Raw genomic sequence first — 25,913 nt, forward strand, 5'->3', positions numbered from 1 at the left:
CGGGATTGGAGACCCCGCCTCGGCCAGGCGGGCCGTGGTCGATGCGCGCTCGCGATCGCGGCGACCCGGGGAGGCGCGGGGCCGCGCTCAGTTCGAGGGCTTCGGCATCTGGAACACCACGGCGTCCTCTTCGGCTTCCAGGTCGTTGACGTTCCAATAGATGAACCCGCAGTCGACGGCGATCTCGAAGAAGTACGGCTGTCCGGTCGTGAGGGTGATCGTGTCCCCCTTGCCGATGTGCGCCCTGCGCACCTCCCCTTGCCCCTCGCTGTTCTCGTAAACGGTCCAGTAGACGAACTCGTCGTCGACCGCGAGCGACTTGGCGACGGCCTGGGCGTCGACCGTGGTGGTGAAGGGCGGGGCGCCCGGCTCCGCGTCCGTCGCCTTGGACTGGACTGCACCGGTGTTGTCGGTCACCCAGTACACGACGCCGTCCGCGAGCACGATCTCGGTCGGGTTGCCGTTCGTCTCCGCGAAGACCTCGGCGGTCTCGCCGAGCGGCTCCTTCGTCTTGCGCAGGATCTGGCTTGCCCAGTAATCCGACCAGTAGACGTGCGTCGCGTCGACGGCGACGCCGATCGGGTGGTCGCTGGTGGCGACCTGCTCGGCGACGGGCTGGCTGCCGTCCGCCTTGGCCCGCCAGACGGCCGGGGGCGTCTGCGTCGCCCAGTAGACGCTGTCGCCGAACGAGGCGATCCGGCCGAAGCCCGGAATGACATCCTCGTCCTCCTGCCGAGGGACCTCCGCGATCCGGATCGGGCTGGAGCTCGGCGGATCGACGGAGATCCCCAGCACGTCTCCGTTGCTCCAGTTCATCCACGAGAGCTGCCCGCCCGAGTAGGTGACCCAGGTGGTGTCGCCGAATCCGAGGGTGCCCGGGAGCGTGCGCGCGGCCCCGCCGTCCTTCGGGATGGCGACGATGGCCTCGTCGTTGGCCATCAGCACGGCATCCGGGGTGACCGCCATGCCCTTCGGGTTGGACCCGAGCACCCCTGGCATCTGCGTCACGGGGCACTCTCCCGCGGCGCAGCTCGATGGAGGGCACGAGGGCGCGCGCCCGCCCGCCCCATCGGCGCCACCGGCGCCGCCGGCGCCGCCGGCGCCCGACGTGGCCTGCGCCGAGCCGCCATCTCCGGAGCCCGTGGCCGCCGTCGCCGCGGAGGCCGTCGTCGAGGACGAGGAGGGGATCGCGTCCGTGCCGGGCTCGATGCCGAAAATGAGATTGCAACCGGTGCCCGCCGCTCCGAGCGCGAGCAGGGCGCAGGGTAGAGCGATTTCCTTGACCATGACGAAGTGTATAGAACGCGAGCGCGGCGCTGGCTACGATGGGCCAAGAGCGCGCGATGGGAGACGAACTGCGAGCTGGATTCGAGCGTGTCCGGAGCGGCAGCTGCGCCTGCGGCGCCGTGAGGTTTCAGCTTCGTGGCGAGCCTGTGCGCGTGGGGCTCTGCCACTGCACGTCGTGCAGGAAGGAGACCGGCTGCGTCTTCATGCCGTACGCGGTGTGGCCGTGGTCGAGCTTCGAGTCGACGGGCGAGACGAGGTGCTGGGAGGGACGCAGCTTCTGCTCGACGTGCGGGTCGCGGCTGTTCTCGCTGCGGGAGGCGGAGGGCGAGGTCGAGATCAAGCTGGGATGTCTGGACGACGCTCCGACGGATCTCGCTCCGAGCTACGAGATCTGGATCAAGCGCCGCGAGCCGTGGCTGCCGCCCCTCTCGGGCGCGAAGCAGCACGCGGAAGATCCGCCGTGGGTCACCGGCGCCCCGAGCGCGTCGCCGGCTCCTGGCGAGCCCGGGTGACTGGCACCCTCCGCCCGCGCCCGCGCGCGACACCCGCGCTCACGCCAGCCTGCGGAGCTGCTCCAGCCGCCGGCGCTGGTCGATGTCGCGCCGCTTGATCTTCCCGGTCCTGAGCTCCTCGTACGGCCCGCACACGGGCCGGTAATCGCACTGCGCGCACGCCCCCTCCGCCGGCATCGGCAGGAGCGCCGCCCTGTCGATCGCGTCGCCGATGATCCCCGCCACCTGCGCGGCCGCCTCGCGGGCCCGCGCGTCCAGGTAGATCGGCACCTCGGTGAAGCCGCCGGCGGACGTGCAGTAATAGAGCCGCCCCGACTCGACCTGCGTCCCCGCCGGCATGAGCTTCTCCAGCGCGAGCGCGTAGAGGACCGGCTGGAGCGTGCCCCCGCCGCTCACGACCGCGTCGCGCGGCGCCCGCGCCTTGCCCGTCTTGTAGTCGGTCGCCCGCATCGCGCCCCACACGCTCCGCTCGACGAGGTCGATCGACCCCCGGAGCTTGACCCCGCAGTCGAGCTCCACCGGCTGGTCCGAGCTCCCCGGATCCCGGGTGGCGAAGCGGCGCGGCAGCCCGAACGACAGCTCGAAATGGATCGGCTCCCAGTCGCGGTCCTCCGCGGCGCGCCGCAGCCACTCGCGGAGATCGGCCCGCACCGACGCGATCCCGTCGTCCCAGACGCGCTGGATCGCCGGCGCGAGCTCGTCGGCGTAGCGCGCGGCCACGCGGTCGAGCGCCCGATCGAGCTCGGCCCGCGCGTCGTCGAGCGAGGCCACGCTCACCGGCAGCTTGCCCGCGTCGCGCAGCGCGACGAGCACCTCGTAGAGCACGTCGTGCACGAGCCGGCCGCGCTGGAGCGGGTCGAGCTCCTCGATCGCCTCCGGCGCCGGGCGCGGCGCGAGCTTGTGCACGGCGTAGAGGAAGAACCGGTAGGGGCACGCGGCGAAGTGCTGGAGCGCGGTCGGCGAGAACGACCGGCGCCCGAACGCGTGCTTCGCGAGCGCCTCGCGCGCCTCCGCGGCCGGCTTGAACAGCCCGTCCGCGCTCGTCCACGCCGGGATCCAGCGCCGCGCCCGGAACCGGAGTGCCCGCGCGAGGTGCGGGTTCGCGCCGAGCAGGTAGCGCGCCGTGCCGATGGTCCGGTCCTCCGGGAGGCTGAAGAGCGTCTCCAGGAGCGCGAGGTCGTGCTCCGCCGCGTCGATGGCGTCCTCGGGCCGCGCGGGCGCGGGCCAGCCGATGCGCGCGGCGCCGCCCTGCTCGGCGCGGCGCTCGAGCTCGCCGAAGCCGGGCAGCCTGCCCTCGGCCGCGCGCAGGAGCTCGAGCCCGTAGAACGACGGCACCCGCGGCCGCGACTGGTCCATGTCGACGCGCGGGTACGACACGACGAGCTTGCGGCGGGCCGCGCCGACCGCGAGCCGGAGCGCGAGGCGCTCGCGCGCCACCCGGTCGTCGCTCGTGTCGAGGCCCGAGGCGCCCCCGGCGATCGCCCGGCGGAGCGCGTCGCGGAGGATCGGGTCCTCGACGACCTTTTGCGGGAAGATCCGCTCGGCGAGCCCGGGCACGAAGACCACGTCGAACGAGCGCCCGCGGGCGGCCTCGATCGGCGCGACGAAGAGGCGCCCGTCGCGGCGGGCGGCCGGGGGCAGCACGAGGTCGGTGAGCCGGTGCGCGAGGCAGAGGCGCACCTCGCCGAGGTCGACGGGGCCCACGTCGGCCATCGGCGCGAGCTCGGCGAGCACCGCGAGCACCCGCTCGGGGCGCCGGAGCGCGCGCGTCGCGAGCGCCGAGAGCCGGTCGCGCCACGCGCCCCACGTCGCCCGCTCGCCCGGGCTCGGCAGCGCCGAGAGGAGCGGCAGCGCGAAGTCGCGCAGCGCCGCGAGGTCGGCGAGCGTCCGCGCGATGCGCGCGGCGTCGCGCTCCTCCGGGGCGCGCGCGAGCTCTTGCCGGAGCTCCCGCTCGAAGCCGGAGAGCCGCGCCTTCCACCGGTCGAGCCCGCCGATCACCGCCGCGTCGACGAGGATCCGCTCCCAGCGCCGCGGGGCGCGCAGGGTGCCGTCCTGCACAGGGGCGTCGCGGTCGCCGCTCGGCGCGCCCGGCGCAGCCTGCGATTCGGGCGCGCCCGGCGGCTCCGGCGCGCCCGGCGGCTCCGACGCGCCTGCGCGGGGCAGCGCGCCGCCGCGGGAGAGCGCCTCCTCTTCATCTCCGATCGCCAGCGCGTCCCCGAGCTCCTCCGCGCCGTCGTCGAGCTCGCCGCGCAGGAGCGCGGGGAAGAAGTCGTCGTCCGGCGGCACCCACCGGTCGGCCTCGGACGCGGCCGGGGGCGGCTCGCCCGCGGGCGTGGCGTCGGGCACCTGCCCGAGCGAGAGGTACTCGGCGAAGCGCGACGCCGAGAGGTGCTCGGCCGCGCACGCGAGCAGCGCGAGCAGCGCCCGGCCGGCCGGATCGGGCTGGACCGAGCCCTGCGCGAAGTACGCGGGGATCCCGGCCCGGCGCAGCGCCTCGACGAGGTGGGCGCGGTACTGCTCGGGCGCGCGCAGGAGGATCGCCATGCGCTCGAACGGCACGCCGCGGCCGGCCTCGCGCAGCGCGATGCGGGCGAGCTCCACGCACTCCCGGCTCTCCCCGGGCGCGGAGAGGATCTCCACCTCGTCGCCGAGCCCCGGCGCCTCGTCGGTGAGCGGATCGAACAGGTGCTCCTGCAGGCGCGCGAGCGAGGTGCTGGGCGCGCCCGGCGGCGGCCCGTCGTCCGCGTCGTGCGCGTCGTCCGCGTCGCCGCCCGCGTCGCTGGCCGCGCCGGCGCCGTCGTGCGCGGCCGAGACCGCGGTCAGCGAGATCCGCCGCGCCGGCGACCGGAGCGCGGCCTCGAGGTGGCGCAGCGACGCGGCGTCGCCGGCGGGCACGGTGGCGAGCGCGTCGGGCGAGCGCGCGGCCAGCGCCTCGATCAGCTCGCGCTCCAGCGCGAACCGCACCGGCAGGTCGAGCAGGAGCATCGGCAGCCCGAGCAGCGGGTGCCTCGCGCGCGGGTCGCCGCCGTCGTCGACGCGGGCGCGCTCGGCCGCGAGGCGCAGGACGAGCGCGCGATCGGCGAGCCCGGCCGCGTCCAGGGCGGCGTCGAAGGCGCGGGCGATGCCGTCGAGATCGGCCGGGGCGAGCGCGTCCGGATCGACGCCGGCGAGCCGCACCTCGTCGAGCGTCCGCGCCACGGCGCGCGGCAGTCCGGGCCGATCCGCGACGCGGGCGAAGCGGCCGAGCAGCCCGTCCTGCGCGAGCCCGCCGATGGCGCGCGCGCACAGCGCCTCGATCGCGAGGGCGCTGGCCGGGACGAGGCCGCGCGCGGCGAGCGCCGGCATCGCGAGCGCGGCGGCGACGCGCCCCAGGGTGAGCCGGTGCCAGCCGAAGGTGGCGCGGCGGCCGCGGATCGACGCGCGGGCGAGCTCGCTCGCGGCCTCGACCGACGCGCCGACGAGGAGCACGCGCTCGGCGGGGCGCCGACGGCGCAGCCAGCCCACGGCGCGATCGAGGCGGGCAGCGGCGCTGGGCGAGGTGATGACGGCGTGGGGCACGAGGGCGATGAGGGATGCGGCGGAGGCCGCGGGGGCTCGGGGGAGACCGCTGCACGACGGTGCAGGTCGGGAGTGTGAAGCAGAACGGCGGTGGAGGAAACCCGCCGCCGAGCAGGACGGCGCTGGCGCCGGGCCGGTCGAGGCCGCCGGCTTCGGTCCCGTCGAGGCTGCCGGGCGGAGGCCCGCGCGCTGCTTGGCCTCGACGGTTGCGCCGCGTACGCCACCACGCGCGAGATTCCCACCGCCTCGTCGATTGAGCATGCACACGCGAGCTTCGCCCTGGTTTCGGCCGCACGGGCGCGGCGTCCTGGGTGCAATCCGTGTGGCTCGACGGACCGGAGCGCCGGCAGCCGAACGGCCGGACTACGCGCTCATGCAGCAGCCTATCGACGAAGATGCGCCGATAGGACGCAGAAGGTCACGACCTATCCACCCGATTACGGACGTAAGCCGCGGAGATGCGCCCCATCCGTGGGAATGCGGATCGTAGGCCGCGGTGGCTCGCGGCCTACATGCTGGAATGCGCAGACGGGCCGTGCGTCACAGATCATAGCGACGTTGGGCGGGCGCGCGTGAGTGAATGCAGGCACGCCCGCAGCGGAGCACAACATCCCATGCGTCTGCCCCTGGAGAGCTCGCGCGGACGGGCCCGTCTCGACGATGGGGGACGCGCGCCCGGGCCCGCATCGGCCCGTCTCGACGACCAGCGGGCCGCCCGATCTGAACCGTCCTGATCCTCCCGAATTTGCCACGTAGTCCGAGAACTTGCGCGTGACGACCTGGGCGCGCGCGCCTGGGCCTGGTATGCTCCAAGTGCGTCGGCGGGAGCGCGCCTTCGCGAGGAGCCGCCCGTGAGACCGCGCGTCTATGTCGAAACGTCGATCTTGAGCTATCTGACCGCGCTGCCAAGCCGAGACATCATCCAGGCCGCCCGCCAGCAGGTCACAATCGGCTGGTGGGCGCGGCGCGACGAGTTCGAGCTGTTTCTCTCCGACCCGGTGCTGACCGAAGCGCGCCGGGGCGACCCCGCGGCGGCTGCTCGGCGGCTCGGGGCGGCCGCGGGGATCGCCGTCCTCGCAGGAACGGAGGAAGCGGAGACGCTTGCCGCGATCCTCATCAAGCGGGCAGCCATGCCTCCAAAGGCAATCGTCGACGCTGCGCACGTGGCCATAGCGGCCGTTCATGGACTCGATTTTCTGCTGACCTGGAACTGTACGCATATTGCGAACGCTACGATGCGGCCACGCATAGAGTCCGTGTGCAGGGATAGTGGGTTTCGACCGCCCGTCATCTGCACACCAGACGAGCTGCCGCCACAGGAGGATCAATGATCCGCGATGCCATCGTCGACGAAGTGCGCGCAATTCGCGACCAGATTGCGAAGGAATGTGGCTATGACATTCACGAGCTGTTCAAGGCGTTTCGACGCCTTGAAGCGGGCGTTCCGCGTAGCGGTGGCCCGGAGGCCACCCAACAAGGCGATGCAGCGGACGAGGCGCAGGCGACGCCCGCACCTCGTCGCTGATTGCCAGATCGTTGGGCCGGCGGAGGTATTGATCGGAAAGGAGCATGGACAAGCTTCGCCCATAGCCAACGCGACGACGCGGGGACGATGCATATGATGGTTTTGATGACGAAACCACGCTCAGTCTGCTTCAGCAAGAAGTTGAATAGCATCTTCTGAGGCGCGGCGCGTCAAAGTCTTGGGCCACCATGGAGGATGCCACCGCTGCCATTTTGCGATCGTTTGGGTATCAGGCGCGAGTAACTGCTCGTTCCAAGGACGGCGGCGTAGACATTATTCTGGATAGTAGCACGCGCGGGACCATCTTCGTTCAAGTGAAGCAATCGAGGAATAAGGTAGATGTTGAGGTGTTTTGCGAACTCGTGGGTACGATGTATGTCGAGGGTGTCCACTCCGGAATGCTCGTGACGTCCTCGCGATTCACTGGGCCAACGAAGCACCTGGCAGGGCGGGCGCAGGCGCGGGGCATCGTTGTCGAGCTAGTTGATGGGGAACGCTTCTTGGCGGCCCTGAACCTCTGCGCTCGGTTGCGCCCACCAACGCTTAAGGATATTGAACTCGTGGTTAAGTCTCGTGTTGTACTCAGAGATGAGCGGATCGAGATCTAGACCAGCTAGGGCACGCACGCCCGCCACCCGCACGAGCACGAGAGGCGCCCGCAGTCCCTTCCCCTGGTACACCGCCCGCTCGCTCGTCGGCTGAACGAGCGTTGCCTGATCTGCCGCGGGCCTGTACGATCCACGAGCCTCATCCCCGAGCCCTGTGCATGAAACCGAGCGTTTACATAGAAACCAGCATCGTCAGTTACCTGACCGCCAGGCCGAGCCGCGACCTGGTGCGAGCGGCGCACCGAGAGGTGACCGGCGAGTGGTGGGCAGGGCGCGACGCGTACGACTTGTACATCTCGCAGCTCGTGGTCGACGAAGCTTCGGCGGGCGACCCTGGCGCGGCAGCGTTGCGGCTCCAGGCGCTCGGCGATCTGCCGCTGCTGGAGCTCACGCCAGAGGCTGTCGGGCTCGCCCGGCAGCTCCTTCGCGCCGCCGCCCTCCCGTCCAAGGCAGCCGGCGATGCAGTTCATATCGCGCTCTCTGCGGCGCACGGCATGCGCTACCTGCTCACGTGGAACTGCGCGCACATCGCCAACGCCACGATGCGCCCCAAGATCGAGGAGATCTGCCGCGCTGGCGGCTTCGAGCCTCCGATTATCTGCACGCCTCTGGAGCTCGTGGAGGAGTAACATCATGCGCTATTCCGATTCCATCATCGACGAGGTTCGTGCTGCCCGCGACGCCATCGCCGAGCAGTACGAATACGATATCGATAAGCTCGCCGAGGCGCTCAAGGCGCGCGAGGCCAAGAGCCAGCGGAAGATCGTACGGCTGCCACCGCGCGAGGTGACGCTCGTTCGCAAAGCCTCCTGACGAGGCGATGGGCGATAGCTCCGCCCAACGACGGCTTGCTGACCGACGTGTGGGGACGCGCAGCGCACCCAGGCGCGGCAGAAGCCAAAATCGTTGGGCAGCATGCGAAGGAATGGTACGAGCGCGTCGACGTCGAGATGGCTGACGAGCTCGCGAGACCCCTCGAAGAGCCCCGCCAGGAGGGCCGGAGCCGTCCGGACGCCCCCGCCCGGGGCGCGCGGCACGCCGTGAACCCATCCGGGGGAGCCGGCTCGTCCACGCCGGACATGGGTGGCACCCGTCTCCCGGTGGACGTGCCTCCACAAAAACATGGGTCGCACCCATCTCCGCGGTGGACGTGCCTCCACAAAAACATGGGTGGCACCCGTCTCCCGGAGGACGAGCCTCCGCAAAAACATGGGTGGCACCCATCTCCGCGCTGGAGATGCCTCCCTCCACCGACCCCCGGCGATCCTCCGCGAGCCCCTCGCGCCCCTTCCCGTCGGCGCTCCGGGCCCAGCTCCCCGACGGGACGTGCCCCAGGGTGAGCCGCTGCCCGCCGAAGGTGACGCCGCGGCCGCGGACCCGACGAGCGGGCGAGCTCGCTCACGGGCGCTACCTCGCCCGCCGCCCTCCGCTATACTCGCCGCGTCATGCTGTGCGCTGCCGCGGCGGGGCCACCCCTCCGCCCTCTCATGGACCGCCGTGCCCCGGGGCCGGCATGAACGACGTCGACCTCCGCTGGATGGACCGCTGCCTGGAGCTCGCAGGGCGCGCCGCCGGCCGCACCGCCCCGAACCCGATGGTCGGCTCGGTCATCGTGCGCGGCGGCGAGGTCCTCGCCGAGGGGTTCCACGAGCGAGCCGGGCTGGCCCACGCCGAGGTCGACGCCCTCCGCAAGCTCGCCGGCCGCGCCGAGGGCGCCACGCTCTACGTCAACCTCGAGCCGTGCTGCCACCACGGCCGCACGCCGCCCTGCACCGACGCCCTCCTCCGATCCGGCGTCCGGCGCGTCGTGATCGGGATGATCGACCCGAACCCCCTCGTCTCCGGCAAGGGCGTGGCCCTGCTCGAGAGCGCCGGGATCGAGGTCACGATCGGCGTCCGCGAGCTCGCGTGCCGCGAGCTCAACCGCGCCTACATCGCGCGCATGGCCGAGCGCAGCGCCGCGCCCGCTCGAGCGACGCCGACGTCCTGACGCCGCGCTCCGGCACCGCCGACACCCCCGCGAGCGGCGGCGGTCGCGTACCCCACGCGTCCAGCGCCCGCGTGCCCCCCTGACGAGCGCGGCGCCGCGACCTCTCCCCCCATGAACCCCACGGCCGTACACGCCGCGGCCAGGCGCCCGGCGAATCTCGCCCCTCGCGCGCCATTCCAGGACGCGACCCGGCGAGATCCCCCGCTCGCGCGCCATTTCCAGGCCCCCACCGCGCGTGGATCCGGCTCGGAGGCTCGGAGGCGCGCCGAGCACCGCGCTGGCACCACGCTTGTTATGCCCTCCACCCACCCGTGGGCCCGGGCAGCGCAAAGACTGTGTGCGTCCTCACGCCATGGCCGTTGTAGACATCATTTGTAGACGGAAAGGTGGCAGTATGAAGAATGCTATCCTGATCGCGATCCTGTGCCTCGGCGGGCTCGGCTGCGCAGATACGCAAGCTGGGGATGAGGGCGAGCAACCGTTGCTCACGTCCCGACAGCGCATCGTCGGAGGCGCTGTGGACACAGCGCACGCCTATGTCGTGGGCGTGGGCAATCGCGGCCGGGCGTACTGCAGCGGGACCGTGATCTCCCGGCGCACCGTGATCACGGCGGGACACTGCTACGGCGGGCTCACGCGGGTCTTCTTCGGCACGAACCTCGGGCGGCGCTCGGCGAGCGTGCAGGTCGAAACGTCGAGGCGCCACCCCGAGTACGACCCGGGCACCCTCAAGAACGACCTCACCCTCCTCAAGCTGGAGAGCGACGCGCCCGTGCAGCCTGCGCCGCTCCTGCGCGAGTCGATGGACAACAGCGGCTGGTACATCGGGCCGGACTACACCTTCGTCGGTTATGGCGTCTCCGACGGGGTCGCCGGGACAGGGTTCGGCATGCGACGCGCCGCGACGTTTCCCATCCTGGCGATCGGCCCCGCTCAGGTCGGCGGGACGCCGGGGACGATCGACGAGACCCAGTTCTATTACCAGGTCCCCGCCAGGAACACGTGCGCCGGCGACTCCGGAGGTCCGGCGTTCCTCGTGCGGCGGGGCGTCGAGCGCCACGCCGGCGTGACGTCGTTCGGCGACGATCCCTGCACCCTCGACGGGGTGCAGGCGCGCACCGATTACGACCAGATCTCCCGGTTCATCCAGCCGACGATCGACGAGTTCGAGGCGGACAACCCATGCCGCGCGGACGGCCTCTGCGACGCATCCTGCGATGTCGGCCCCGATCTCGTCGACCCGGACTGCGCCGACCGCCACTGCGGCGCAGACGGGGTGTGCGCGCTCGCCTGCGTGTCCCCGCCCGACCCGGATTGCGCGCTCGGCGACGATGGGGCGGAGGAGTGATCAGGGCGTGTCCGAGGGGTCCGCCGGGTCGCTGCCGGCGCCCCGCTCGTCGCCGTCGAGGAAGCCGTCCTCGTCGCGATCGATGCCGGCGCGGTAGCCCGAGCCCGGCGGCGTGCACGTGTACGTCAGCGGGCGCCCCGTCGCGACGGCGATCTGGCGGAGCACGGCGTCCGGGATCGGCGGCAGCGCCAGCCGGTCGGCGGCGAACTTCCCGGCGCCGGTGTAGAGGAAGCCGATCTCCTGCAAGATCACGTGGCTCTTCGCGATGAGGTCGCACTCGCCCGCATTGGCCCGCTGGATCAGGAGATCGACGCGCGGCCCGGCGGCGGCCTGGTTGTCCCAGCTCAGGGTCACCTGCTGGCCTACGATCGGCGCCAGGTTCGAGTCGAAGGCGAGGAGGAACGCCTCGAGCTGCCGGCGGACCGCGTCGCCCGCCGGCGAGTCCGGCAGGCCGTCGGGGTTGTCGGGGAAGGTGCCAAACTGGTTCGTGAAGCCCGTGAACGGCGAGAACCCCATCCCGCGGAAGAACCGGAACAGCGTATCGAAGCTCCCGTCGTGCAGGAAGCCGAACCCCCGCACCTGATCTCCCTTGTGCGCGTTGTCGCCCGGCAGGATGCCGAAATCCGGGGCTTCCATCCCGAACATCCCGACCTTCTGGTACAGGTTGCGCAGGTGCGGCGTCTTCATGAGCTGCGGCTGGAAGTCGAACGTCATGTTGCCGTCGGTGCCGAAGAAGCCGGGCCTGTCCGTGCCGGGGTTGCTGTCCGGGTCGAGGACGTGGCAGCCGTTGCAGATGGCGGTCCCGTCCAGGTTGCTGTCGAAGAAGGTGTCGCGCCCGGCTTGCTGATCCGGCGTGAGCGCGTTGTCCAGGCGGCGGATCGGGTTGGGCGGATACGTCACCTGGAGGATGAAGTCCGCGAACGCCTCCATGTCGGCGGCCGGGATCGGGCCGCTCCGGCCGAGCAGGTCGGTGAAGCCGGCCTGGAACTTCAGGAATGCGGCGCGCTCGTCGTACGAGCCGCTGTCCGGCTGGGCGGTCGGGGCGTCGTTGCCGCCCGTGCGATCGCCGCGCCAGTGCATGGGCCCGTGGTTCGCCATGCCGCGCAGGCTCTGGGTCGTGGTCGGGCCCTTCATCGGGTGGAACTCCTTCGGCATCGGCTGCTGCGTGAACAGGTTGAGCAGCGGGCCGACGAACGGGCCCGGGTTGGCCGTGACCGCCGCGTCCGGATTGCCGAGATCCCACCCGAGGCTGTCGAAGTCGCCGAAGATATGGCAGCTCGCGCACGAGGAGTCGCCGTGCGCCGAGCTCGATCGCGCGTCGTAGAGGAACCTCCGCCCGAGCGTGACGCTCGGCGGCTCGGGGCTGTACATCGCGACGTGCGCCGTCTCGGCGCCGGTGGCGGTGTCGATGATCGAGATGGCGTTGTCGAAGCGGGTCAGCACGAACAGCTGGCCGCGCGCCTCGTCGAGCGCGAGGCCCGACGGGCCGCCGCCGCTCACCTCGATGTGGTCGGCCGCGTCGGGCACGAACGTGTCGGCCTCGAGCGCGGCCGTGCTGAACACGCCGACCTTGCTCGAGCCGAGCGCGGCCACATAGAGCGTCGCGCCGTCGCTCGTGACGGCCATGTCGACCGGCTGGGCCAGGCTCGCCTCGCTGTCCGCGTTCGGCGTCGGGGCGCAGCAGACCGAGTAGTCGATGTGCTTGTTGAGGTGCCGCGGGGCGACGCGCGGCGCGCCGCTCTGGCGGAGCACCGTGATCCGGCTCTCGTGCAGGTGGCCCCGCAGGCTCTGCCCGGCGAAGTCGCCCGGGCCCTCGAACCGCTGCTCGTTCCTCGCGTCGGTGTTGGAGACGTAGACCTTCCCGTTCGCCGGGTTGACGACCATGTTGAAGAGGATCGTCCCGACGCCGGTGAAGACCCCCGAGGGCCCGGCGACGGGCCGCGGGGGGCTCGCCATCGCGTCGATGGCGAACACGTCCTTGTCGGGCAGCGAGAGCTTCACCCGGTAGTCCCAGGGGTTGCCGAGCTCGTCGACCCAGTGCGCGCCGTCGAACTTGACGATGAGGCTGACCGGGGGCGCCGGGTCGCCGTCCGCGTTGGTGGCCGGGCCCGGCGCGCTCTGGTCGGGCACGAGCAGCTCGGTGATGACGGTGGTCTGGTTGCCCGAATGGAAGCCGGCGGCGTAGACGCGGGCGCCGTCGGGCGTGGCGGCGAGCGCGCGCGGCGTGTCCGTGAAGAGGGTGAGGATGGTGAGCGGCGCGCCGCCGAGCGACGTGCCGAGGTGGTTCGCGTCGAACACCCAGACGTCGGCCCGGCCCACGCTGGGCGTCGTGAGCTGCGGGTCGTTCGGGTTGTTCTGGCCGCGGTGCGCGGCCGTGATGAAGGCGCGGCGCCGCCCCGGGCCGGCAAACACGATGTCTCGCGGCTCGTCGCCCACGAGCAGCGTGCGCTCGACGCGGCCGCCGTGACCGCCGGGGGAGAGCTGGACGACGCTCACGCTGTCCGACAGGTGGTTCACGACCCATACCTCCGTGTCGCTCCGCGCCGCCACGGCGACCGGCTCGAGCCCGACCGGGATCGAGCTCCGGTGGACGAGCGCGCCGTCGCGCACGCGGAAGACCTCGAGGCGGCCGTCCGGCGTGTTGAGCGCGAACAGCAGATTTCCGCTGGGAGACAGCGCGAGCGGGCGCACCTGCCCGCTCTCGAAGAGCGTGGTTGAGCCGGCCAGCGAAGGAGCGCTGGACGCGAAGACGGTCGTGGCCGCCGCAGCGGACAAAAGTCCGGCGGCGACCCTTCGCAGAGCGAACGGTGACTTCATGGGGCCTCCTCGAGCAAGCGACTTCAGGGAGCGATCGGAGATCGGGCGATCATCGATCGATTAACACAACCACGCTCTCCTGAGATCCACGAATCGGCGCGAAGGTTTCAATGGTGAAATGTGTGCGCTGTCCCACGCGCGCTATTGCCTTCCGCGGCGGTGGGCTCGGCGGGCCAGCGTTCGACCCGACGGCGCGGGCGTGACGGGCGCCGGCGCCGGAGCGCTGGCGGGTCGTGGTCAAATTTGAACATGAAGGCGGGAAGGCGGGAAGAAAACATGAATGATCTTCCCGCCTTCCCGCCTTCATGTGGACTCTCCCTGGGCAAAGTTGACCACGACCCGCTGGCGGGCGCAGGAGGGGGGCTGGAAGAACGAGGGAGAGGCGGTCGGCGCCGGAGGGGTCGACGACGCCTGAGCGGGGCGCCCGGGCGGGGGGCGCTACTTCTTTCCCGTCACGTACCGGAAGCCGCCGCGCTCGGCGCCCATATCGAGCGCGCCGGTGCGGCGGAGCGCGATGCCGCGGGGCGCGCTCGCCCTGAGGTCGTCGAGCTGGCCGATCATGGCGACGATCTCCGGCGCGCCGTGCCGCCTCGCAAAGGCCACGAGCGGGCACTCGCGCGCGCCGGAGGCGAGGCGCGCGCCGGCGTCGCTGACCTTGTCGAAGCGGGAGCCGCCCGGCGAGCCCGGGGCCGTGCTCTTCATGATCAGGCGCCGCGCGGGCTCCAGCCGGAACACCATATCCATCGCGGCGCCGAGGAGCGGGCTCCGGTCCAGCTGCTTGCGGTAGAACGCGAGCAGCATGTCCTCGGCGAGGCGCAGGGCCGGCCCCCGGTCCACGCCGAGGTCGTGCAGGAGCGCCTGGTAGATCGCGAGCACCGGCGGGCCGAGCTCGAAGAGCTTGCGGCTCATGCTGCTCTGGAACTCAGGTATCGTCGCCTCCAGCGCGAGATACCTCTCCTTGGCGTGCGTGTGGAGCTCCGCAGCGCACTCTTCGCCGAGCTCGCGAGTCGCGACGAATCGGCCTTCCCTGAGGATCTGAGCAAGACGTTCGGACGGCGACGACATGCTCATAAATTACCATACGCGCCGACGCGGCGAGAACCATCCTTCGAATTTTCCCCGGCGGAAACGGGCACTCGCGCTGGCCGGACTGGCCGGCCAATGGGCCATTGAAATGGCCGGCCAGTCCGGCCAGCCGGGGCGGCGGACTCGGCGGGTCAGCCGGACTACGCGTCAGCCGTCCGCGCTGCCAGACCGGCATCGAGCCCAGCGCGATCGGAGGAGTTCCGCCCGGACGCAATATGCGCTGCGGAGTCCCGGGTCTCCGGACTGGGCCTCTGATGGAACGAGACGGAAATCGTTCGGCAACATGCCGGGACGGCTCCGGGCTGCGCCCCACCGGTGGAGCGCGGCCGGCGGGGCAGCGCTACGCGGCCGCCGGCCCCCACAGGCCGGGCACGCGCGTCCCGCACGCCGGGCACGCGCCGCCGGAGAGGAGGACCTCCTGCGTCTCGTAGTTGAACCGCCGCACCACGACCTCGTAACAGCTCGGGCAGCGGGTGTGCGAGAGCTCGCGCACGCGGTCGGCCACGTTGCTGACGTAGACGTACCGCATGCCGCGCGCGTACGCGACGCCGGCCACGTCCACGAGGAACGCCGGGTCGGTCGTCAGGCGATCGCGCATCTTGTAGCGCGGGTAAAAGGCGTTGAGATGCCAGGGGATGTCGGGATCGACGCGGGCGATCTCGGCGCCGAGGGCGCGGAGGCCGTCCGCCTTGTCGTTGAAGCCCGGGACGACGAGCGTCACGACCTCCACCCAGTAGCCGAGGCGGCGGGCTTCGCCGATCGCCGCGAGCACCGGCTCCACGCGGCCGCCGAGCGTCCGGTACTGGTCGGCGCTCCACCCCTTCAGGTCGACGCGGAACACGTCGGTGACCGGGCGCATGTACGCGAGCGCCTCGGGGGTCGTGTTGCCGTCCGAGATGAGCGCCGTGACGAGCCCCCGCCGCCGCGCCTCGGTGAACACCGCGCGCGCCCACTCGGCCGTGATCATCGGCTCGTTGTAGGCGCTGGCGAGGACCCCGCAGCCGGCGGCGACGGCCGTCTCGACCAGATCCGCGGCGCTGATGTCGATCGGCTCGCCGTCGCCCTCGGGCTCGCGCAGCGCCTGCGAGACCTTCCAGTTCTGGCAATAAGGACACCGCAGGTCGCACCCGAACATCCCGAAGGTGAGCGACCGCGCGCCGGGGCGCACGTGGAAGATCGTGTTCGTCTCGACCGATCGCACGTAGTGGCGAGCGACGTAGCCGAACGGGACGCGGAGCTCGCCGCCCTGCTCGAAGCGGATCCCGCACGCGCCCGCGCGCCCCGGCGAGAGGACGCAGCGGTGCGCGCACGCGGTGCACCGGAGATACCCCTCTTCGGGCCCTCGTTCGTAGAGCTCGCCGGGCACCGTGCGGCGGGCGAGCTTCGCCGTGAGCGGCTCGCCGGGCGCGCCGCCCGCGACGGGCTCGGCGGGGGCGCGCTCGCCGCCGGCGCAGCCCGCGCCCGCGTCGGCGGGGGCGCGCTCGCCGGCGGGCGCCGCGCCGCGCACGAGGTCCTCGACGCGGACGTGTGGGCGGCAGTCCGGGTCGAGCGGATCGCCCATCGCTGCTTCCGGGGCGCTCTCGCCGTTCGTCTCCATGGGAAGGCGCCCATCCTCGCATCGGCGCCGCGAAAGACAAGGGCCGGCGCCCTGGACGAACGGTCAGGCCGGCAGCGCGCCCGCGCCCTCGGCGAGCCTGGCGAGCTCGTCCTCGCCGAGCTCGCGCTCGCCGGCGAACGCGATCCCCACGACGGCGCGCACGCTCGCCGAGGCGTCGCGCACCGGCAGGGCCACCGCGGCCTGCGCCGCGACCGCCCTGGCGCCCGGCCGCACGTCGCCGGAGGTGTCCGTCTGCAGGTTGCACGTCTGCACGGGCTGGCCGCGCTCCCAGGCGAGCCCGGCCATGCCCTTGCCGCGCGGGACGAGGCGCGTGATCTCCTGCACCTTCTCCGGGATGTTCACGGCCGCGGCCAGCGCGAGCGCGTCGCCCTCGACGAGGTGCACCGTCCCGGCGATGCCCCCGTTCTCGGCGACGAAGCTCCGCAGCCACGGCTCGAACGACGCTTGGCGCGCATGCATGCCCGCACCCTCGACCGGCGCGGCGCGTGCGTCAACCGCGAGGATTCGCTCGCCCCCGTCATCCGTCTTTCGTCCTTCGTCTTTCGTCTTTCGTCCTTCGTCTTTCGTCCTTCGTCCTTCGTCCTTCGTCCTTCGTCCTTCGTCCTTCGTCCTTCGTCCTTCGTGCGCGTGCGCGTGCGCGATTCTTCGGAGTCAGCGCGCACGCGCACGCGCACGAAGGACGAGCACGGAAGACGAGAGACGGGAGAGGGGGGACGGAAGACGGAAGACGAGAGACGGGAGAGGGGGGACGGAAGACGGGAGACGGGAGACGGGGGACGGAAGACGAGAGACGCCTGCACGAAACCCGAGCGAAAACCGCTCTAGCGCGCGCTCACGCCTCCTCCTTCGCGCGCTTCGGCCAGCGCACGAAGAACGTCGCTCCCTCGCCGGGGCGCGACGTGACACCCACGCTCCCGCCGCGGCTCTCCACGGCCTTCTTCACGACCGAGAGCCCGATCCCGGTGCCCTCCACCTTGTCGCGCGACTCGAGCGTCTGAAACAGGTCCCAGATGCGACCATGGTACTCGGGCGCGATGCCGGGCCCGTTGTCCGTGACGGCGAACTCGTAAAAGGCCCCGGCGTCCTTGCAGGTCACCTCGACCCGCGGGTCGCTCCGGCGCGCGTGCTTCAGGGCGTTGCTGATGAGGTTCTGAAACACCTGCTGCATCGGGACGCGCTCCGTGAGGATCGTCGGCATCCCGGGGGCGATCTCGATCCGGGCGCCCGCCGGCGGCGAGAGCAGCTCGACGACCTCGGCGAGCAGCTGGCCGGTATCGACGCTGACCGTGTCGCCGCGCACGCGCCCCGCCCGCGAGTAGTGGAGGATCCCGTCGATGAGCGCCTCCAGGCGGCGCACCCGCCCGCGCAGGAGGTGAATCTGCTCCTGCGTCTCGTCATCCATCTTTCCCGTGAGCGACTCCTCGATCCACTCCGACAGGTTCGCGATCCCCCGGAGAGGCGCCTTGAGGTCGTGCGAGGCGACGTAGGCGAACTGGTCGAGCTCCTGGTTCGTCTTCGCGAGCGCGGCGATGAGCTCCTCGCGGTGCTGGCTCAGCTGCTCGATGCGGCGCCGCGCGAGCACCTGATCGGTCACCTCGAAGGCGACCACCATGACGCCCGTGACGGCGCCGGACGGGTCGCGGATCGGCTGCGCGACGTAGTTGAAGAAGGCGTCGCTCGCCACGCCGCCGCGCACGATAGGGATGTTCAGCTCGATGATGTGCAGCGGCTGACCGCTCTTCAGCGCACGATCCAGGGTCGCGATCACCTCGTGCTCGCCGATCTCCGGGAACACGTCGCGCACGCTCTTGCCGACGATCTCCGTCCGGCCGAGCATCTCGCAGTACGGCGGGTTCGCGACCTCGTAGACGTGCTCGGGGCCGACGAACACCGCGATGGGGACCGGCGCCTGCATGAAGAGGTCGTACAGCTTCTCGCGCTCGCGCTCGGCCGCCGCCCGCAGGCGCGCGATCTGGAGGTGCGTCGCCACCCGGGCGACGAGCTCGCGCGCGGAGAACGGCTTCGCGAGGTAGTCGTCCGCGCCCGCCTCGAGCCCCTCGACCCGCGACTCCTCGCCCGCGCGGGCGGAGAGCATGATCACCGGGATGCTCCTCGTGCGCTCGTCGGCGCGCAGCGCGCGCAGCAGGCCGAACCCGTCGAGGTTCGGCATCATCACGTCGGTGAGCACGAGATCCGGCGGGCACGCGCGCGCCGACTCGAGCGCCGCGACGCCGTCGGCGACCGCCTCGACCGTCCACCGCTCGCGCAGCACGCGCCCGACGTAGTCGCGCATGTCGGCGTTGTCGTCCGCGAGGAGGACCCGCGCCGCCGGGCCCGCCGCGAGCGCGGCGTCGACCGGCGAGGTCAGCCCCGCCGGCGCGAGGGGAGCGACGTCGTTGTCGGGCTCCGCCCCGGGCAGCCAGCGCAGCGCCTCGTGCACGAAGGGCGCCGCGCCCGTCGCCGTCGACACGAGCGTCCGCCGGGCGTTCACGCGGTCCTGCGGGAGGTGCGCGGTCCCGAGGGGAATGGAGATCGTGAACGACGTGCCCTCGGCGACCTTGCTCGCGACCTGGATCGTCCCGCCGTGCAGCCGGACGAGCTCGTGGACGAGCGCGAGCCCGATCCCGGACCCTTCGTGGGTGCGGGACCGCGCCCCCTGGACGCGATGGAACCGCCTGAACAGGTGCGAGAGCTCGTGATCCGGGATGCCCGTCCCCGTGTCCCTCACGGTGAGGTCGACGCGACCGCCGTGAGCGCGGAGCGAGAGCGCGATCGTGCCCTCGAACGTGAACTTGAGCGCGTTCGAGAGGAGGTTGAGCACGATCTTCTCCCACATGTCGTGATCGACATAGACGGGCTCGGACAGCGGCGGGCAGTCGACCTCGAACGCGAGGCCCGCCCGCTCCATCGCGGAGCGGAAGGCGCTGGCGAGGTCCGCGGTGAGCGCGGACAGGTCGGTCGGCTCGTAAGACGCCTGGATCCGGCCCGCCTCGATGCGCGAGAAGTCGAGCAGCGCGTTCACCAGCTTGAGGAGGCGGATCGCGTTGCGGTAGGCGGTGTCGAGATCGGCGCCCGACAGGCTCCGTTTCGAGGACGCGAGCGCGTCCTCGAGCGGCCCGAGCATCAGGGTGAGGGGCGTGCGGAACTCGTGGCTCACGTTGCTGAAGAAGGTCGTCTTCGCGCGATCGAGCTCGGCGAGGGCCTCCGCCCGCCGCCTCTCTTCCTCGTAGGCCTGCGCGTTGGCGATGCCGGCCGAGATCTGGCCGGCCGCGAGGTGGAGGAAGCCGCGGTAGTTGTCGTCGAGGAGGCGGAACGGATTCAACCCGACGATCAGGACCCCCGCGCGCCCGGTCTCGCCCGACGGGGAGATCGTGAGCAGGGCGGCCTTCGCCGGCGGCCTCGGCCACGCGCCGGTCGGGAGATCCGGGAGGTCCGGCGGCAGATCGACGACCCGGCAGGCCTCGTGCCCGCGCAGCACCTCGGCCACCGGCCAGAGCGACCCCTCCGCGAGCGCGATCGTCTCCGGGGCCGCGGCGTGGCCGCGCGCGATCCCGGTGGTCCCGGCGAGCTGCATGCGCTGCTTGTCGGCGTCGATGACGTAGATGAGCGCGAACGGGATATCCTTGGCGTCGGTCGCGAGCGAGCGCGCGCTGTGCGCGCACGCGTCCTCCCACGTGCGCGCGTTCGCGGTCTGCGCCGCGAGGTCGCGGAGGAGCGCCAGCTGCCGCTCCCCGATGATGCGCTGCGTGTCGTCGGTGTTGGCGCAGATGATCCCGCCGGTCCCGCCCTGATCGTTCGGCACCGGGCTGTAGGAGAACGTGTAATACGTCTCCTCCTGGTAGCCGTGCCGCTCCATGATGAGGAGGAGCGCCTCGTCGTAGGTGCCCTCGTCGCGGCGCATCGCCGACGCGGCGCGCGGCCCGACCTGGCCCCAGATCTCGCGCCAGACCACGGACGCGGGCTGCCCGAGCGCCTCGGGGTGCTTGCCGCCGACGATCGACTTGTAAGCGTCGTTGTAGAGGTTGATGAGCGCGTCGCCCCACCAGACGAACATCGGCTGGCGCGAGGTCAGGATGATGCGCACGCACGTTTTCAGGCTCTGCGGCCACGACGCGACCGGGCCGAGCGGCGTCTTCGACCAGTCGATCGCGCGCATGCGCGCGCCCATCTCTCCTCCGCCGGCGAGCACGGCGTCGGCGCGATCGGGAGGCGGGCCCTCCTGCTTGAGCGACATGGCTCCTTGTAGCGTGGGGAAGGTGGCCGGAGAAGAGCAGAAAGACCGGTGCGCTCCGGGTGAAACGGCGGCCCGGGGCGCGGGGAACGGGGCAGCCGCGCTACGCGCCCTCGTCCTCGGGCGGCGGCGCGTCGAGCACCCCGCGGAGCGCCCGGCGCACGACGTCGGGCGCGTAGCCTTGCCGCGCCAGGAACGCGTAGAGCTTCTGCCGCTGTTCCATCGGATCGAGGCCAGAGAGGGAGCGAAGCTTCTTGCGCGCCGCCCGCTCGGCGACGGCGAGCTCATCCGTCCCCTCGTCGGCCATGACCCGCCGGATCGCCGCCTCGGCCACGTCGCGCGCGACGCCCTTCCGGGCCAGGTCCTGCTCGATCCTGCGGCGCGAGCGCGGCTTGCCCACGATGCCGGAGCGGGCCTTCGCCTCGGCGAAGCGCGCGTCGTCGAGGAGCCCATTCGCCGAGAGCCGCGCGATCGCGGTCGCCACGTGCTCCCGGGGCTCGCCCTTCTCGATCAGGCGCTTCTCCAGCTCCCTGGCCGACCGCGCCCGGAACGACAGGAGCCGCAGCGCCCGATCGTAGGTCTTCTGCTCGCCCGCGGCGGCCTTCCGGGGCGGCTCTGCCGCGGCGGCGGCGCTGTCCTGCCCGGGCGCGAGGCCCGCGGCGCTCGCCTCGGGGACGGTGGCGAAGGCGACCCCGTCGACAAGGATGACGACGTGGCCTGGCGTGTCTGGCGAGGGGACGATCCCCGTGATGATCGGCATGCGCGGGAGCACGATGGCGCAGCCCGCGCGGGCCGCAAGCGCGCTTCGCCCGGCGCCCGGTGGGCCCGGAGACCACCGCGGTCCGGTAGGCCCCGGCGGCCGCCGCGGCCAGCCGCCCGGTGATCGGTCGCTCGGCGGTCGCGTCAGGGGTCGAGCACGAGCACGCCGAACGCCTCGGGGACATGGAAGTTCGGCTTGCTCGTGCGGGGCGGGCTCCACGCGAGGTAGCGCCGCGGCTCCTTGCCCTCCGTCCGGTAAAGATTCATGGGCAGCCGCGCGTTCGGGGCGAGCGCCTTCACGATCTCCGGCGCCGCGAGCAGCGCCTCGATGACCGCCGTGCGCTGCTCCGCGCTCTGGCGCGCCGCGATCGTCGCGCCGCTCGACCACGCCGTGTCTTCCAGGCGCGCGCCGCGGTCGACGGCGATATCGAAGAAGTGACCGAACGGCCCGATCTCCACCTCGAAATACCGCTTCGGCGCGCCCGGGTCCGGCGTCAGGAACAGCTCGATGCAGTCTTCCCTGTAAAGCCCCTTCCGCTCCTCGCCGACCGGCTTCGATCGATCCGTGTTGAGCCCCGCGTTCGAGAGCTCGAAGAGCGCGTGGAGCCCCGCCTCGGACCAGAGGAAGCGCGCCCGCGTGGGGAACCCGGTGCGCTCGCCGGCGTAATCGGTGTCCCACGCGACGGCCGTCGCGCGGCCCCAGGCCGGGTCGTCCGCCTTGCCGTCGAGCACGACCCGCTCTCCGGGCGGGAGCCGAGCCGCGCGCGCCTCCGGCTTCGCCGGGCCCACGGCCGTCCCGCCATCTGGCGCGGCGGTCCCGCCGTCTGGCGCGCCCCCGGGCGCCGCTCGCGGGGGCGGGGCGGGCTCCGACCCCCTGGCGGGCCCGCCGCCCGGCAAGGGCGCTTGCCCGGGCTCCCAGTCGAGCCGGAAGGGCGCCATCGCCTTGTAGTGGACCGGCCTCGGGGCCTTCAGGAGGTCGGCGCCGTCTCCCGCGATCGGCGTCGTCTTGAGATCGAGCCCGAAGCGCTTCGCCGCCGCGTCGATGAGCGGCGATGTCCGGTGGCCGCCGAGCTCGCGCGCGAGCGCCGGGCTGTTCCACACGCCGAGGAGCTCGGCCACCACCCGGTCGACCCGCACCGGGTTCGTGCCGCCGACCGCCACCATCTCCGCGGTGGGGCGCAGGACCTGGAAGCCGTCGCCGCCCATCGCCGGCGCGCCGTCGCCGAGCACGGCGTCCGGCGTCGAGATCTCGAGCACGTCGACCATCCGCTCGGCGAAGACGCGGAGCGACGACAGGTAGAGCGCGCGGTCCTCCTGGCCGGCGGCCTTCGCGTCCAGGTAGGGCTTGAGCTCGCGGTGCATTCGCCACTTCTGCTTGTAGGCCGGCGCGCTGTCCGACAGCATGACCGTGCCCTGCATGCCCTTGATGCCGGCCGAGATGACCGAATACCGGTGCATCTTGAGCCGCGGGAGCGACAGGAACAGCCCGCGATCGAGGTGCTCGGCGAGCACCTTGGGCATGAGCAGCGTCGGGACGTGGCTCGCCTCGATGCCGCGGATCGCGAGGGGCTTTCCGGGTTTGTCGCCGGCGACGTCGAAGACCCCGTCGTCGTCCATGGCGACGAGCGCGGCGCCCTCCTCGGCGGCCATCGCCTCGTAGCCGGTCCGCTGGACGAGATCCTTCCAGAACTTGTGGGAGTGGCCGCATCCCTCGGCGATCGTGATCTTCGTGTGCCCGCGCGCCTTGAGGCACTGGACGACGCCGCGGACGAACTCCGGCTGCGTGATGCGGCCGGTCACGCCGTCGTCGCCCTTCGATTTGGCCGGGTCCTTCACGCTGTCGAACCCGCAGAGGTTCGGCTTGAGGAGCACGGGAGTCGCCGGGGGCCGGCGGGGCACCACCGCCTCGCAGATGCGCTTGCCGAGCTCCAGGGGCCCCTGGCCGCGGAGCACGGTGACGGGCGAGCCGTCGGCCTTGAGGCGCTCGACGTGCCGCTTCCGGAGGGCGGCGCCGTCGATGCTGTCCGACGCGATGACCGAGGGGCCGGGGTCGTACCGCTGCGAGGCGCCCGCGACGACGTCGCTCGACGCGGCGGGCACGGCCGTGGGCACGGCCGGGTGCGCGGAGGCGGCGGCGAACGAGGAGGCGCTCGCCGCCGGCGCGGGCGCGGCGACCGAGGCCGGCGGCGCCGCGTCGGGCGCAGGCTGCGCGGCGGCCGGCTGGGGCTGCGGGTCCTCGCAGCCCGAGAGCAGGGCGAGCAGCGCCGGGAGCGCCGCGATCGCGCGGGGAGACCGCCGTGCTCGGCGGCCGTGGAACGTCGGTATCCGGTTCATCCTCGCGAGCACGATGGAGCGAAACGGCGCCCGGGTGAAGGCAGAACGTCGAGGGGCTCGCGCCTCGCCGCGCGGTCGCCGGATGCGTGCCTGGAACGGCGCGCGCGGGATGGATGAACGATGACGCCCGCTCCGGCGACCGACCCGGCGGGGCGATGTGCAAGGTGGGAAGGGATCCGCCGCCCGGATGCGTACAGAGGACGAGCCTCGATTCCTTGTCGTCCGGAAGCCGCGCTGCCGTGACGGCGCGCTCGGAGGCGCGGCTTCCCCTGCCATGACAGCCGCCGCGCCGCGCGCGGCGGGGCCTGGGGCTCTCTTGACGACCCTTCCTGGAGGAACCGATGAAATCCCGCTTTTCTACGTGCTCAATCCTGCTCGTGGCATCCCTGCTCTCGCTGTCCGCGTGCGGCGACGACGGCGACAGCGATGGCGGGGGCGCCGCCTGCGGAGACTTCGCGGCGTGCGGCGGGGACCCGACCGGATCGTGGACCATCGAGGAGACGTGCCTCGACCCCTCGATGTTCGCGGAGCTCACCGAGAGCTGCGACGCAAGGATCGATATCAGCGGCGTCGAGATGGTCGGAACGGCCGAGTTCAAGCCCGACAGCACCTATGTCACGACATCCACGATGGAAGGGCCGATGAAGGTCGTGTATCCGCCGTCGTGCCTGACCATGGACGGCGTCACGCTCACGTGCGCGCAGCTCGACGAGGTCATGCAGGAGCTCCTGGCGCAAGGCGTCGCGCCCTTCGCATCGGCGTCGTGCGCGGCCGCGGGCCAGGGCTGCGCGTGCACCCTGGTCCTCGAGGGGACCACCACGACGGGGGCGGGCACCTGGTCGGTCTCGGGCTCGAGCCTGACGGTCCAGGCGGACGGCGAGGCGGCGGAGGAGGTGCCGTTCTGCGTGGAGGGATCCTCGCTGACGATGGCCATCCAGGCCGGGGAGGACGGCGGCGCTCCGGGGGCGGGGAAGAGCTACATGCGGCTCACGAAGCGGTGAGCCGCGGCGCGCGCGGGAGCCGCTCCAGGCCGGCTGCTGGCCCGCGATCACGCGGAGCACGCCTGCAGCGGCCGCGCGACGGAGAGCCCCGGGACGAGCATCTCGAGCCGCGCCCGCTGCCGTCTCGTCAGCTCGCCGAGGGCGCGGATGAGGGCGAGATCCTTTTGCTTCGCCTCCACGAGGATCGCCACCTCGCGGCCGCCCGACGCCGCCGCGACCTCCTCGCAGAAGCGGAGCAGCCCGCGCCCGGTGATGTGCTCGGCGTGCGCCCCGGCCAGCTTGCCGTTGCACTGCTCGCTGTAATGGAGCTCGGGCACCCGATCGGCCGGCCAGGTGCGGAGGGCGCGCTCGAGCTCCACCTCGAAGGGCGCGCTCCGCGGGTTCGCGGCCCAGTGCAGGTTGTCGAACACGATGGGCACCTCGCCCCCGGTGGCCTCGAGCAGCTCGGGCACCGTCCAGCAGCGCTCGTCGTTCTCGAGCGCGAGCCGCGCGAGCGCCGGCGGCGCGAGCCGGGCGATGCCCGCCCGCAGCCGTGCGGCGGTGCGCTCGCGATCGCCGTGGACGCCGCCGCCGTGCAGGGTGATCGAGCCCTGCGCGCCGAGCAGATCCATGACCCAGCCCTGGTCGTTCATGACGGCGAGCGAGTTCATCAGCACCTCCTCGTGCGGTGAGGAGAGCACCACGAACTGGCTCGGATGATTCGACAGGTGCACGCCGCCCCGCTCGGCGGCGCGCCGGACGGAGCGCAGATCCGGCACCAGCATGCGCGCCCCCGGCGCGATGTCGAGCAGCGGGAAGAGGTCGCTGGAGACGCGGTGCGCCGTGAAGCCGAGGCCGGTCGAGTGCGCCACGGACCGCCGGACGTACTCGGCGTTGTACCGGTAGATCGGCGTGAGATCGACCAGGCCCTTCAGATAGCGCCCGAGCTGGGCGGTCTTCAGCGAGGGCTCCGGCATTCCGAGCGACTGACAGACGTAGCCGAGTCGAATCATGGCGACAGGGTGTGTCGTCCACGAATCACCGGCATCGGGGTCGCCGCGATTTTATTCCATGCTGTCGGCTGCTGAGCCCCGCGGGGCTGCCCGGGAGCTCCTTTGCCGCGCCGGGGCGCGAAGGCCCGTGGGACGATCGCCGGCCGCGCCGACGGAATGACGTCCGCCGGGTTCGTCTGCTTCGCTGCGTGCTCCGTCGGGCTCGGCGGTCCCGGAGGCGCCCGGCGCGGGCGCCGGCGGCGCCGCG

20 protein-coding genes are annotated in these 25,913 nt (G+C 72.2%); 10 read left to right on the top strand and 10 right to left on the bottom strand.

What is annotated here, in order from left to right:
• Window positions 1-87: 87 nt before the first annotated feature.
• Window positions 88-1,287 (bottom strand): ABC transporter permease, encoded by a 1,200-nt coding sequence (locus tag WME98_RS25555; protein ID WP_437953674.1) that lies wholly within the window; start codon window positions 1,285-1,287, stop codon window positions 88-90.
• A gap of 56 nt (window positions 1,288-1,343) precedes the next feature.
• Between WME98_RS25555 and WME98_RS25560 the strand changes: the two genes are divergently transcribed.
• Window positions 1,344-1,799, top strand: a complete 456-nt coding sequence (locus WME98_RS25560; protein ID WP_437953675.1) for a GFA family protein — start codon at window positions 1,344-1,346, stop codon at window positions 1,797-1,799.
• A gap of 39 nt (window positions 1,800-1,838) precedes the next feature.
• On the opposite strand, the gene WME98_RS25565 is transcribed toward WME98_RS25560, so the two are convergent.
• Entirely contained in the window at window positions 1,839-5,357 is a 3,519-nt protein-coding gene (locus tag WME98_RS25565; protein ID WP_437953676.1) for a PD-(D/E)XK nuclease family protein, read from the bottom strand.
• A gap of 851 nt (window positions 5,358-6,208) precedes the next feature.
• Here WME98_RS25565 and WME98_RS25570 point away from each other — a divergent pair.
• The 7 genes from WME98_RS25570 (at window position 6,209) to WME98_RS25600 (ending at window position 10,828) form a co-directional block, all read left to right on the top strand.
• The gene (locus WME98_RS25570) at window positions 6,209-6,688 is read left to right on the top strand and encodes a type II toxin-antitoxin system VapC family toxin (RefSeq protein ID WP_437953677.1); all 480 of its coding nucleotides are present in this window, start codon (window positions 6,209-6,211) and stop codon (window positions 6,686-6,688) included.
• Complete coding sequence (locus WME98_RS25575; protein ID WP_437953678.1) at window positions 6,685-6,882, top strand: hypothetical protein; 198 nt, start codon at window positions 6,685-6,687, stop codon at window positions 6,880-6,882. Before WME98_RS25570 ends, WME98_RS25575 begins: the two co-directional genes overlap by 4 nt.
• 188 nt (window positions 6,883-7,070) lie before the next feature.
• Entirely contained in the window at window positions 7,071-7,490 is a 420-nt protein-coding gene (locus WME98_RS25580) for a restriction endonuclease (protein WP_437953679.1), read from the top strand.
• Between the two features lie 158 nt (window positions 7,491-7,648).
• Complete coding sequence (locus WME98_RS25585; RefSeq protein WP_437953680.1) at window positions 7,649-8,119, top strand: type II toxin-antitoxin system VapC family toxin; 471 nt, start codon at window positions 7,649-7,651, stop codon at window positions 8,117-8,119.
• 4 nt (window positions 8,120-8,123) lie between these two features.
• Window positions 8,124-8,303, top strand: coding sequence for a hypothetical protein (locus WME98_RS25590; protein WP_437953681.1), 180 nt, complete (start codon window positions 8,124-8,126; stop codon window positions 8,301-8,303).
• Window positions 8,304-9,003: 700 nt separating this feature from the next.
• Window positions 9,004-9,480, top strand: a complete 477-nt coding sequence (gene ribD / locus WME98_RS25595) for a bifunctional diaminohydroxyphosphoribosylaminopyrimidine deaminase/5-amino-6-(5-phosphoribosylamino)uracil reductase RibD (protein ID WP_437953682.1) — start codon at window positions 9,004-9,006, stop codon at window positions 9,478-9,480.
• Window positions 9,481-9,874: 394 nt separating this feature from the next.
• A complete protein-coding gene (locus tag WME98_RS25600; protein ID WP_437953683.1) occupies window positions 9,875-10,828 on the top strand; it encodes a S1 family peptidase in 954 nt (317 codons plus the stop codon).
• Here WME98_RS25600 and WME98_RS25605 read toward each other — a convergent pair whose 3' ends face one another.
• Window positions 10,829-13,645 (bottom strand): YncE family protein, encoded by a 2,817-nt coding sequence (locus WME98_RS25605; RefSeq protein WP_437953684.1) that lies wholly within the window; start codon window positions 13,643-13,645, stop codon window positions 10,829-10,831.
• Window positions 13,646-13,925: 280 nt separating this feature from the next.
• On the opposite strand from WME98_RS25605, the gene WME98_RS25610 reads away from it, so the two are divergent.
• On the top strand, window positions 13,926-14,060 hold the full coding sequence (locus WME98_RS25610; protein ID WP_437953685.1) for a hypothetical protein: 135 nt from the start codon (window positions 13,926-13,928) through the stop codon (window positions 14,058-14,060).
• 23 nt (window positions 14,061-14,083) lie between these two features.
• Here the strand turns inward: WME98_RS25610 and WME98_RS25615 are convergent, their stop codons facing one another.
• The 6 genes from WME98_RS25615 to WME98_RS25640 all read right to left on the bottom strand — a co-directional run bounded on the left by WME98_RS25615 (window position 14,084) and on the right by WME98_RS25640 (window position 23,673).
• Complete coding sequence (locus tag WME98_RS25615) at window positions 14,084-14,554, bottom strand: hypothetical protein (RefSeq protein WP_437953686.1); 471 nt, start codon at window positions 14,552-14,554, stop codon at window positions 14,084-14,086.
• Between the two features lie 517 nt (window positions 14,555-15,071).
• Window positions 15,072-16,328 (bottom strand): radical SAM protein, encoded by a 1,257-nt coding sequence (locus tag WME98_RS25620; protein WP_437953687.1) that lies wholly within the window; start codon window positions 16,326-16,328, stop codon window positions 15,072-15,074.
• A gap of 63 nt (window positions 16,329-16,391) precedes the next feature.
• Complete coding sequence (locus tag WME98_RS25625) at window positions 16,392-16,808, bottom strand: GAF domain-containing protein (RefSeq protein WP_020465086.1); 417 nt, start codon at window positions 16,806-16,808, stop codon at window positions 16,392-16,394.
• Window positions 16,809-17,181: 373 nt separating this feature from the next.
• Window positions 17,182-20,583: an ATP-binding response regulator gene (locus tag WME98_RS25630; RefSeq protein ID WP_437953688.1), complete on the bottom strand. Its 3,402-nt coding sequence runs from the start codon at window positions 20,581-20,583 to the stop codon at window positions 17,182-17,184.
• A 100-nt stretch (window positions 20,584-20,683) separates the two neighbouring features.
• Window positions 20,684-21,340, bottom strand: a complete 657-nt coding sequence (locus WME98_RS25635; RefSeq protein WP_437953689.1) for a regulatory protein RecX — start codon at window positions 21,338-21,340, stop codon at window positions 20,684-20,686.
• 143 nt (window positions 21,341-21,483) lie between these two features.
• On the bottom strand, window positions 21,484-23,673 hold the full coding sequence (locus tag WME98_RS25640) for a DUF362 domain-containing protein (RefSeq protein ID WP_437953690.1): 2,190 nt from the start codon (window positions 23,671-23,673) through the stop codon (window positions 21,484-21,486).
• Window positions 23,674-24,014: 341 nt separating this feature from the next.
• On the opposite strand from WME98_RS25640, the gene WME98_RS25645 reads away from it, so the two are divergent.
• Window positions 24,015-24,674: a hypothetical protein gene (locus tag WME98_RS25645; protein ID WP_437953691.1), complete on the top strand. Its 660-nt coding sequence runs from the start codon at window positions 24,015-24,017 to the stop codon at window positions 24,672-24,674.
• Window positions 24,675-24,721: 47 nt separating this feature from the next.
• On the opposite strand, the gene WME98_RS25650 is transcribed toward WME98_RS25645, so the two are convergent.
• Complete coding sequence (locus WME98_RS25650; RefSeq protein WP_437953692.1) at window positions 24,722-25,666, bottom strand: hypothetical protein; 945 nt, start codon at window positions 25,664-25,666, stop codon at window positions 24,722-24,724.
• Window positions 25,667-25,913: the final 247 nt, after the last annotated feature.

Origin of the sequence: Sorangium sp. So ce296 (assembly GCF_051529605.1) — a bacterium.
Lineage (GTDB): Bacteria > Myxococcota_A > Polyangia > Polyangiales > Polyangiaceae > Sorangium > Sorangium cellulosum_D.

Bases quoted from the DNA above. Each gene is read 5' to 3' on its own strand.
- WME98_RS25555 (WP_437953674.1), bottom strand. From the start codon at position 1,287: ATGGTCAAGGAAATCGCTCTACCCTGCGCCCTGCTCGCGCTCGGAGCG.
- WME98_RS25560 (WP_437953675.1), top strand. From the start codon at position 1,344: ATGGGAGACGAACTGCGAGCTGGATTCGAGCGTGTCCGGAGCGGCAGC.
- WME98_RS25575 (WP_437953678.1), top strand. From the start codon at position 6,685: ATGATCCGCGATGCCATCGTCGACGAAGTGCGCGCAATTCGCGACCAG.
- WME98_RS25580 (WP_437953679.1), top strand. From the start codon at position 7,071: ATGGAGGATGCCACCGCTGCCATTTTGCGATCGTTTGGGTATCAGGCG.
- WME98_RS25585 (WP_437953680.1), top strand. From the start codon at position 7,649: ATGAAACCGAGCGTTTACATAGAAACCAGCATCGTCAGTTACCTGACC.
- WME98_RS25590 (WP_437953681.1), top strand. From the start codon at position 8,124: ATGCGCTATTCCGATTCCATCATCGACGAGGTTCGTGCTGCCCGCGAC.
- ribD (WP_437953682.1), top strand. From the start codon at position 9,004: ATGAACGACGTCGACCTCCGCTGGATGGACCGCTGCCTGGAGCTCGCA.
- WME98_RS25600 (WP_437953683.1), top strand. From the start codon at position 9,875: ATGAAGAATGCTATCCTGATCGCGATCCTGTGCCTCGGCGGGCTCGGC.
- WME98_RS25605 (WP_437953684.1), bottom strand. From the start codon at position 13,645: ATGAAGTCACCGTTCGCTCTGCGAAGGGTCGCCGCCGGACTTTTGTCC.
- WME98_RS25610 (WP_437953685.1), top strand. From the start codon at position 13,926: ATGATCTTCCCGCCTTCCCGCCTTCATGTGGACTCTCCCTGGGCAAAG.
- WME98_RS25615 (WP_437953686.1), bottom strand. From the start codon at position 14,554: ATGAGCCGCAAGCTCTTCGAGCTCGGCCCGCCGGTGCTCGCGATCTAC.
- WME98_RS25620 (WP_437953687.1), bottom strand. From the start codon at position 16,328: ATGGAGACGAACGGCGAGAGCGCCCCGGAAGCAGCGATGGGCGATCCG.
- WME98_RS25625 (WP_020465086.1), bottom strand. From the start codon at position 16,808: ATGCATGCGCGCCAAGCGTCGTTCGAGCCGTGGCTGCGGAGCTTCGTC.
- WME98_RS25630 (WP_437953688.1), bottom strand. From the start codon at position 20,583: ATGTCGCTCAAGCAGGAGGGCCCGCCTCCCGATCGCGCCGACGCCGTG.
- WME98_RS25635 (WP_437953689.1), bottom strand. From the start codon at position 21,340: ATGCCGATCATCACGGGGATCGTCCCCTCGCCAGACACGCCAGGCCAC.
- WME98_RS25640 (WP_437953690.1), bottom strand. From the start codon at position 23,673: ATGAACCGGATACCGACGTTCCACGGCCGCCGAGCACGGCGGTCTCCC.
- WME98_RS25645 (WP_437953691.1), top strand. From the start codon at position 24,015: ATGAAATCCCGCTTTTCTACGTGCTCAATCCTGCTCGTGGCATCCCTG.
- WME98_RS25650 (WP_437953692.1), bottom strand. From the start codon at position 25,666: ATGATTCGACTCGGCTACGTCTGTCAGTCGCTCGGAATGCCGGAGCCC.